At 54.7% G+C, this 9,199-nt stretch carries 3 protein-coding genes and 1 pseudogene; all 4 read right to left on the minus strand.

Annotated features, from left to right (window positions below):
* Nucleotides 1-45: 45 nt before the first annotated feature.
* The gene (locus QVP03_RS06880; protein ID WP_022332786.1) at nucleotides 46-4,374 is read right to left on the minus strand and encodes a contractile injection system tape measure protein; all 4,329 of its coding nucleotides are present in this window, start codon (nucleotides 4,372-4,374) and stop codon (nucleotides 46-48) included.
* The gene (locus QVP03_RS06885; RefSeq protein ID WP_022332787.1) at nucleotides 4,371-6,791 is read right to left on the minus strand and encodes a hypothetical protein; all 2,421 of its coding nucleotides are present in this window, start codon (nucleotides 6,789-6,791) and stop codon (nucleotides 4,371-4,373) included. Before QVP03_RS06885 ends, QVP03_RS06880 begins: the two co-directional genes overlap by 4 nt.
* Before the next feature lie 12 nt (nucleotides 6,792-6,803).
* Complete coding sequence (locus tag QVP03_RS06890; protein WP_022332788.1) at nucleotides 6,804-7,535, minus strand: hypothetical protein; 732 nt, start codon at nucleotides 7,533-7,535, stop codon at nucleotides 6,804-6,806.
* A 21-nt stretch (nucleotides 7,536-7,556) separates the two neighbouring features.
* Nucleotides 7,557-9,199, minus strand: a pseudogene (locus QVP03_RS06895) (hypothetical protein); the annotation flags it as partial.

Genomic DNA, 9,199 nt, shown 5'->3' on the forward strand with positions numbered 1-9,199 from the left:
CTTCGTCCCAATTTTAACGGGACACTAATGTTTATTTATATATGATCAAAAATCGAATTCTCCCTTGTCGCGCCATACGACGTTTATCCTCTTTTCCAGCCACGGCAACTGGACAAGCCGGTACGACCACGGCAGGAAGTCGAGCAGCATATCGTAAGAGCGCCCTTCCACATACAGCACCCATTTGTCCTCCCGTTGTTCCAGTCTGCCCGGACGCTCTATGAAGTTGAGCTGAAATCCTTTTGCCGAAATATTTTTAAACTTCTCACAGTTATTCTTGATTCCGATAATCATTGACTCGATGGTCATTATCTCATAGTCGGCCAGCTTCAATGTCTTGGGTAACGGTACCTGAAAAGGACAACCTGTCAGGATGCGGTTGAACGCAAGCTCCTGCTCCTTGTATTCCTGTGGCTCGTCCGTCACCAACCGTTGCAGGATGAATATCGCCTTGACACGTGCCTCGGTATCTTTCAAATCGCTCCCGTCTTCCGTCAGCAGGCTGAGCATATTGAACAGACGGGGGAGCCATATTATCAGAAGGCAAAGCCCGGCATTCGGAACTTCGATGTACTGCGGCTGTACCGCGTCCTCCAATGATTGCTCGCTGTCGGCAATGTGCAGCCGTGTTTCCACTTCTTTAATGATATTATCCAATGCAAGTTGCCGTTCAGCAGTATTATGGTCTGCCCCGGATGGCCGTTTTCCGGATTCGGGATCGCCTGTCCCGGTAATTTTATTCTTCATATCGCCTTGTGTGTATTGATTATTTGTTGGTAAAATTCTGTCGGATTCCCTATGTTCAGAGTGGTTACTATCTGTTATTCCTGCCTGTTCCTGCACAAGTGCCGGTATTCCACCTTTCCATGCAAGTGGAGCCAGTGTGGAAATATACTTTCTGACAATGATCCGGTTATCTGCATAAGATACCTGTTCGTCCGGATAACCGGCAATAAACCGGATCAATCCTTCCGACAGTACGGATTCCGGAACTTCATATTTATCCGAAACGGCTTCTGTGATTCGGAGCAATGTCCCGCCCAAAGAGAACGATACACCCCCGATCATCTCCAGCCATTCCTCCTTGTCGAGCCAACCGCTCCATTGCCGGAACGGAATGTTTTTCCCGGTTGCACCGTCAGTTGAATAACGGACAAGCGACCACAGCTGCTTCGGCTGCCAACGGGCATAGTGCCGCAACACCTGCGACTTTGCCGTGTCGCTGACAGACGGGGAGATGAGCCAGGCCGCCCAATCATCGAATGTTTCTTCATCGGGATTATCTTCCCGGTTCGTTACTGAAGACATGCCGGTTTCTGTGAAAGCACCGGTTTCGGCATCACCGGTTGTTATCGGGGAACCCGATGCGACCGTATTGATAACTTGCCTTTCAGCCGTTCTCCATTGCCCCTGGCCGGCAGCCGTATATTCCTTGCTTCCGGTAAGGACATAGTGCCAATGAGAAAGAAACTGCCGGATAATTTCCTCCGTATCCATATCACCAATACGCTGCCCCGTAGCCACCAGAAGCAGCAGGGCTTTTGTTATGGAATTGTCCCGTTCCGCGCTGCTGCCCGTAAACAGATTCGTCCCTATGGGTGTGTGTGCCACAATCCTAATGACCAGCATCAAGGTTCCCGAAAGGGTATTATCCGTGTACCGGATAAAGTCCGAAAACAGTTCTCTGTCGGTGATCTCCGCCCATAGGGTAACTGTATTTTCTTCCGATGTGACAGTCGCTTTCACTAAACGCATCGCATTTTCCGGATTCTCATTCATATAACGGCGGAACACATCCCGTTTCTGTGCGGAAGAAAATGCTCTGTTCCGCAGCCATTCGGTAATTCCGGAAATGTCATCCAAATGCTGTTCAAATGCCGTTCGGACTTCGTTCAAGTCCATATCGTTTGTTTGTATTGGCAAATCTTTCTCTGCTGTTGCACTGCAAGCCGTTGTTACATCTTCCGGATTGTCGGTAGTAATTTCAGAAATTACCTTTTCTGACGCTGTTCCGGAAATATTCCGTTCCCCGTATGTCGGTTCCGATATGCAAGTATTCAGTTTTTTCGAACGTATATATTCCCGTATCCGAATCAGCAAAGCCGTTCCGGCAAATAATGAAGTCTGTGACGACTGTCTGATAAACAGCTCGACGACAACTTTAACCTTGTCGTTGCCTGCTATAGCGGAAAGTAACCGTATGGCAAACTCTACATTGTTAGCCGCCGCTACGGTAACGGAATCATTATTCCCGTAGGAAAGTGACACAAACAATGCCTGCCACAGTTCCTTTGCCGGACGGGAGACAAGTCCCGCAACCTTCCCGATATTCTCCACAAGCAAACCTGCGAACTGCATTGCGGAAGTTGCCGCATTCTGGCCGCCTGTCCCGAATGCGTATCCGGCTAACCGCATTGCGATATGCCGAAGCACGATGTCATCAAGCAAGCCGATAACCTTTTCCAGCAACTTTTCCGACTGCAAAGCGAGAACCAGTTCGCTTTCCTTGCCATGATACATATCGAACCATTGCAGGACAAGCATCCTTTGGACTTCTTCGGGAATATCTCCTTTCGACAAAACGGTGTGCAAAACAGAGAGCCGTCGCGTATCGGTGTTTTTTTCATTCTTCATCAACAGGGGTGTTCCCTTTGCAACCGCACAGACAAACTCCCGCAGCGATGCCGGAATATCAATGCCGTCTGCTGCTACCGCACCGGATGAAGCTGCCGCAAATGCAACCGTCCTTCCCGTGATTTCCTGGTGTAACAGTCCTGCAATCCGTACAACCTGCATTGGAATGGATTCCGATGTATGGAACATTCCGGCACCTATGCCCTCCAATACCGCAATATGCAATGCCTCTGTCAACCGGGCACTGTCCGTACCTTTCAGCCAGGAGACGGACGTGGAAGCCCCGTAGAGTACTTGGGACACGGCAGAAACCGCCTCCGACAGTTGCAGCGAGACATGCCCGTTGAGTAGCAGCACGGACGGTTCGTCCATTAAATCCGCCAACAGCGATATATATCGTCGTTTAGGTTGTGCTTCCAGCCACCGTACCAACAGTTCCGGTTCCTCTTTGACAAGCCGTCTGAGAAATGTCCTCTTGGCACTTTCGGGCAGTTCCGTATTCTCCAGCCACTCCCCGAAAGAGGCGATATGCTTCCTTAGGACGGCCGATGCGGCTGAATACGGGGATATTTCATCTTCTTTCTCACCTGCGGATTGGCGGTCTGCATTTTCGTCCTTTCCCTGTCTTGTCTTAATCAGCGACAGTTGCAGCAGCATATGGTAGAGTTCCCATGCGTAACTGTCCCCGGTAACGGGCGAGCCGTCGGCGTTCAGCCGCTGGTTGTGGTAGATGATGTCCAGCACCGTCAGGTAGTAGTCTGTTCCGAATACTTCCAGCAGGAACTGCACCGTCAGTTCCGCTTTGGAAAGATAGGTGTGGTAGTCCCTTTTCCGGATGAATGACAGCAGCCGCCGGTTCAGGTGAAGCCGGAAATGCCGTTTGTCGCCGAACATCGGCACACCGTTGAACGGGTAGTATTCCAACAACCAGCCGTAGAGCCTGTACCAGTATTCCGGTACGTCGATCTCCGCATGGTTTTCCGTCTCGGCCGCCATGATACGCCTGACAGCGGGATTTTCAAGAAGTTCCGCCATTGCTTCCGTGCTGCATGTCTCCTTTGTCTCATGGATGAGGCGGATGACGGATTGCGGGGCTCTTTCCACCGCCATCGACAGATACCGCTGCTTCTCGTATTGACCGAGTGTCGGGGACAGGAGCCATACGCCAAGCGGCAGGATCTCCGCCAGACGTTCCCTATCCGTTTGCAGGTACAGCCGTTCCATGATATAGGGCTTGGAGGCAATCACGAACAACAGCCTCTGCGCATGATCCTTATCCCTGAAATACCGCAGTTCCTCATGCAGGTCGAAATCCCGCACATCCCATTCGGGCATGCAGAAGCCGTATTCCAGATAATGCAGTAGATTTTCGAACCGTTTTTCACGGGAATATAGACGGGATTTGTCCGTTTCGAGAGATGTCCTGTTGTCCGCACCGTCCGGGAATGAAGGCTGCAAGACTTTCGTCTCTTTAATCTGCCGCAGGAACTCCCGTTCCAGTGCCTCGCGCAACCGCACGGGGAAGCTGCCGTAGAACTCCTCCTGCGGTATGCCGCCCAAATCCAAGTCCAGACGGCCTATCTCCATATAAATATCTTTCTTGTCGTACCGATAGAAGAACTCTTCCAATACATCGGTGACACAACGCTGACAAAAGCCGTCCCAGTCCGCATAAAGTTCCCTGGCGAACAGCTCGTCCGTCATCCTGAACCGGAACGATATGTTGTCAATCAGGGTCATACGCTGTCCTCCTTATGTGCTGTTCCGTCTTCCTGGTCTTTTCCCTCTCCTTTGTGTCCCGGGATGAAATCCATCGAGAGGGCATCCGTCATCTTCTTCAGGTATCTGGCACGGATGTCCGCCGGGGCATTCTCCCTTATGCTCTCTCGCCACCTCTTATATCCGTCCTCGAAATACTGCATCTGCAAGGCGCCGAGCCAGCAGGTCTCCATTTTCAGGTGTGCCGGAATTACCGAACGTGCCAACCGCGTGCACTCTTCGCGGAACCGTGGGGAATGTGTCCTTGCCGTCCAGCCCGTAAACGCCAGCAGCACCGTGAACGGCTCTGCCGGAGTGAACAGGCTCTTTTCCACCACATACACCGCCTCGCACTGCCTGTTCAGCTCACGCAGGTAGCGGCACAGCGTGTTCGCCCATTCGGTGAGTTGCTCCCTGCTGTCCGACCGGCCGAGGTTCATGCGTTTCTCCTCCTCCCTGCCACGGAAGACCAGCAGCCATTCGCTGTTGCCCAGTCCCACGAGATTGTAGTTGCCCAATGCGATTCCCTCACGGAACAGCGAGCCGTTTATCCAGTTCGAGTTGAATATCGGCAGGTTGCGCCTCAGGTTCTCGTCCCGTTTCAGTTTCTCCCCTTTCGTCTGAGGTGGATTGTCCTCCTTTATGGCTTCCACCGATTCGGAAATGAACACGTCATCGTTTATCATCTGCGAGCTCATCAGTCCGCGCAGCCGTTCCCCTTTCTCCCCGTCGCCCATCAGTATCAGATTATGTCCCGGAAGGATATTGCCCACGGTCGTTTCTTCGTCGATGTCGAAATCCAGCAGCAGGGAGAGGTACTTCTTCACGACCGGGACGTTTTCGCCGCCGAATGTTCCCGTCAGGTCGAATGAGCGGGCACGGTCGCGTATCAGGACGGGAAGGGCTTTCAGAAAACGCATCCTGCGGCGCAGGCGGTCGTCCGCCGTCTGCCCGTAGCAGTAGAATTCCGTCAGCCACTCCGGGGCGCTGTCCACTCCGTACAGATTGTCGAGGAAATCCATGTAAAGGTTCCGTAATTCCTCGATGCGGCGGTACCTGTCGTTGGGCTTGGACAGGCCAAGTACTTTCTCCGGCAGGGTTTCCATACGGGAGGGAGTACTGTCCGCATCGTCTATTGAAAGCAGCCTTTTCAGTCCGTTCAGTTCGTTCAGTCCGCGCTGCATCAGCAGGTCGAAAAGTTTCAGGTAGCTGCCGAAATTACGCGCCTCCGCCTTCTGTCCGGCTGGGGTGTCGCGCATGAAATCCCCTTCGGACGTGCCGTAGCACGACGGCAGGTCGCCTGCCAGCGGGCTGTGGCCGTACACGTCACGATAGGTGGATTTGTATGGGGTTCCTTGCTTTTCCCCTGCTTCACGGCGTTTGCCGTCTCCGGTCATTTCGGTGCCGGGCCCCTCCATTTTCTGCATAATCTGGCGCATACGGAACGTGCCGCGCATGAAATATACAGCCTGCATCCGTTCCAGAAAGCCTTTGATGTCCGTGCCCGCCTTTTCCCGCCCCATCCTTACGGTTACGTCCCCGAAGTCTTCGGGTATGTGGAGCGAATAGCCTTCCCTGAAGTCTGTTACGGGATGCCCGATCCTGTCCTTCAGGTAGAGGGTCTTGAACGATACGATGCCCGGTATGCCCTTGAGCTTCCAGTACAGTTCGTTTTCGGTGTCCTTCTGTCCGGGAATCTCCGCCCGGATGTCCTTCACGGGCCCGTCGTACCATTCGTCCTCCCTCACGGGCTGCAGGCTGTCGGATGTGGAGCGCATGATTTCCACGGAGCCGGAAAGGTACTGCATCACCGTCCGGTACACCTGCACGAGTATCTCCGTGGCATCCTGACCGGTCTCTATTTCAAGGTCGGCATGCAGGAAAAGTTCCACGGGCTGTTCCCTCCTTATCTCCCCGAACTGCTCGCAAAGGTTGCGGTGACGGTTCAGGAAACCGCGTACCTTGTCCTCCACGGTACGGTCGTTCCGGAAGAACGGGGAGAGGCGCAGGCTGACATCATACCATCCATGCCTGTCAGGTATGACCTTTACATTCTCCACCATCGGGAAACGGGTCAGTATCGCCCGGCGGTAGTCCTCTGCCGTGACCGGCGCAGAAGGATACACCACTCCTGCGGGAAAGAGGCCGTACCTTTCTCCCATCCATGTGCCGTCTCTACCGGCAAGGTAATCCTCTGGCGCGAAGTTCAGCTTGTAGTCGATTTCCGTTAGGGCGTAGTTCGCCGCATCGGCGATGGTCACGCCTGGATCGCCCGAGTTATAGTCCGTCCACACTTCTCCTGAGAGGCGTTGCAGTTCGGTAAGTGTCTGCCGTTGCAGTTCCGTGTAGAGTTCCTCCCCTTCGGGCGGACGGGTGATGTATAGTTGTCTTTTATCCATAGGCGCGGTCTCCTATAATTCCCAGAGGGTTTCGATACGGCAGTAGATGGCCTCCGCACCGCTCTCTGTCCACCGGCTTCTTATCTGGAGACGGATTTTCCCGCCCGTGCGTTGCCAGCGTATCCTGACACGGCCAGACCAGCCCCACCAGTGTTTCCGGGAAGAACGGACACGCCGTTTCCGGCCTTGTGAATGCGAGGCGACGGCTTCACATGCGGAGTACGTGCGGCTATGCCTGTTCAGGTAACAGACGGACAGGCGGTACATCCTGCATCTGTCAGCCGGTTGTCCTGCCGCATCTTCCACGGGCAGGTCGTGCCACAACCCGTCGGCTTTTATCTTCAGGATGCCGGAGCCGGGACTCTCTTCCTCCCCGTCTTTCCCCGAGAGGTATCCGGCCGCTTTCAGCGTGCCCTCCACGGTGACGTTACGGTCGCGGTCTATCGTCAGCACCGTTTTGCCTTTGTCATCCTGTATTCTCAGGCCGTTTTCGCCGTCGAGAGCAATCCGCCACAACGGTTCCGATCCGCCCTGGTCGGGGTCGTCGGTAAAGACGGTGGCTGCCACGCCGCTCTTGCCCGCGGGAAACAGGCGCACGCCGTCGGAGGCTGTGGCTGTCACCTTCCCGTCCTCGTGTATGTTGGTTACGGAGTCTATCAGTTCGGCGAACTGGTCTTCCGTGGGGCTGTCTCCCCGCTGGAAGTACGATTTCAATGTTTTCCTGTCCCTGTATCTGCTGTCCATCGTATCTTGTTTTTAATAGTCCTATCTTATCACGAACCCAGTCCCGATTCCCGCTTCGCCCACGCCGGAACGGCCATTGACCAGTTTCACGTCGAGTTCCTCCACATAGAGCACCCCGCAGTCGCCCGCGGCGGAAAGCATCAGGTCGTCCCTGCCGCCTTCTCCGGTTATGCGATACGTCCTGTCTCCTGTGGTGATATCCAGCGAGATGAAATCGCCGATGCACTCGTCGTTGACGATGCGGGACAGAAGCGCGTCGCATGAATACCGCACACCCAGATCCGGCAGCCTGCCGTCCATATACCACGCCATGAAGAATACGCGGATACGCCTTTCCGTGCGCCGTTTCACGCTGCCGGGGTCGCATGTGTCCGGTTTTAGTACCGCCTTGAAACTTATTTTCAGCGGCTCGTACACGGGGTTGAACGCATGTATCGCCGCGAACGGCGGGGGGTATTTTCCGAAGAACCCGCCTCTTCTTCGTTTCCGAATGAACCGCTCTATTTCCGACAGTTTCCATCCAGGCAGGGACGGGTATTTCCGCTTCTCAGGTTTGGGGAATACCACGACATGTACGCCGCCGTCCTCTCCCGCATCCGGGATGCAGCATGCCTTTTCTATTTCGGGGAAGCGTTCCAGTATCATTTCCTCGTAGTTGCCGCCACATACGGCGCGGTTGCGTGAGGAGATGCGGATGCGCTGCCTGACACCCGTGTCCGCTTCCGTCTCGGCAGGCTTGCCTCCGCTGCCCGGCATGGGCTGGGTCACGGTGAGGATGCGGCTGTCCGCCATTGCCGGAGCCTGTATCGTCCCGGCAGGCAGGGCGTTGCCGTCGCCGTCTTCAGCCGTTACCCGGAAGCAGTTCAGATAGATGCCGTTCACAATCGTGCTTTCCGGAACTTTTCCGTCCTTGAAAGCGAACCGCAGCCACAGCCCGTTCCCTTTCTCCTTTCCCGAAGCACTTACCTCAATGAAGCCGCTGCGGGTCAAACCGTCCGTTTCCTCGCACAGCACCTCCTCCTCCGGCACTCTTTTCCAGATGCCGTTTCCCATGTACCTGCCGATGGTCAAGGCGCAACCGGACTGTTCCCTGACCGGTTTCCAGTCCTGCACGGCATAGCGCAGGTCGAGATAGAGCCGTACACGGTTCGTGTCGCCCATGTCATCCAGTCCCACCAGCAGGGAGGGATATTCCATTTCGGGCTGGAATGTCGGAGCCGGTTCATAAGAGGACAAGCATTGCTCATAACCGTTTATTCCCGTGAAACGGTACAGGCAGCCGTCGCCCGGCCAAATCGTTTCCTCGGACTTGTAGCCGAAAGTCACGTCGCTAAGCATCGGTACTTGCGGCTGTTCGGGTACGGGTTTCCAATTCTTCTTTTTCTCCCGTCCGTTGTGCATCATCACTTCGGAGAACAGGCGGTAGTAGGCGTTCATGCCGAAGCCCATATCGGGAGCGTCCAGTGTCAGGCGGTAGAAGCCGTTGCTGTCACGGCGGTAGGGCGTCAGGCTGTTGGCCTCCGTGTTCCCCCTCAGCGTAAGCTCAAAGGAGGCTTCCTCGGAGAGCTTGCCTTCTTTGTCCTTGTGGAAAAGCGGTTGCGGAGAGCCGGAGCATTCGTACCAGTGGCTGTTCTCCTGCCACTGGCAGCGCACGAGAAAGCTCT

Source organism: Alistipes sp. CAG:29, assembly GCF_000435435.1.
GTDB classification, from domain to species: domain Bacteria; phylum Bacteroidota; class Bacteroidia; order Bacteroidales; family Rikenellaceae; genus Alistipes; species Alistipes onderdonkii.

Excerpts from the sequence above, each read along its gene's own strand:
- QVP03_RS06885 (WP_022332787.1), bottom strand. The coding sequence starts at position 6,791 with ATGGATAAAAGACAACTATACATCACCCGTCCGCCCGAAGGGGAGGAA.
- QVP03_RS06880 (WP_022332786.1), bottom strand. The coding sequence starts at position 4,374 with ATGACCCTGATTGACAACATATCGTTCCGGTTCAGGATGACGGACGAG.
- QVP03_RS06890 (WP_022332788.1), bottom strand. The coding sequence starts at position 7,535 with ATGGACAGCAGATACAGGGACAGGAAAACATTGAAATCGTACTTCCAG.